This window comes from Bradyrhizobium sp. PRIMUS42 (genome assembly GCF_023006515.1).
Lineage (GTDB): Bacteria > Pseudomonadota > Alphaproteobacteria > Rhizobiales > Xanthobacteraceae > Bradyrhizobium.
In genome coordinates, this window is sequence record NZ_JALBGZ010001488.1 from 1 (window position 1) to 574 (window position 574).

1 protein-coding gene is annotated in these 574 nt (G+C 69.0%); it reads right to left on the bottom strand.

The features are described 5' to 3' along the window. Positions 1-574: GAF domain-containing protein (locus MOV75_RS41235; protein WP_247008628.1), on the bottom strand; the 574-nt coding region annotated here is incomplete at both ends.

The following is a 574-nucleotide window of genomic DNA, read 5'->3' on the forward strand; positions in this document are numbered from 1 at the left end:
CACCGGCTGCAATGCCCGGCCGGGGGCAATGCCGAGCGCCACCCGGGCGGAGCGGGTCGCGCCGATCACGAGATCATCGGCATCGACCGCAATGAGGCCTCCGCATTGGCCGTCCGCAGCTTGCGTCAGCACGATGCGGGCATGCGCGAAGGCCCTGCGGAACAGATCGGCCTCGATGCGCTTGGCCGCCTCGCCTGCCGCAAGCGCGATCAGACTGGAAAATGCATCGGTCCGGTCGGCGCGGCAGGAGGACACGTCGAGCACGCCCGCGAGCGTCGCCTCATGGTCGTAGATCGGAACGGCGCTGCAGCTCAGAAGCGTGTTGCGGGTGAAGAAATGCTGGTCGCGGTCGATCGTCAGCGGACGCTGCTCGACGAGGCAGGTGCCGATGCCGTTGGTGCCCTCGTGCTCCTCGCTCCAGAGCGCACCGGTCCACAGGCCCCAGGATTGAAACGTCGCGTCGTCCGCCGCCGTACCGCGACGATCGACCGGCACGCCCTCGCCGTCGGCGAGCAGCACACAGCAGCCGCTCGCGCCGACGGCTTGATAGAGCCGGTCCATCACGCCTTGCGCT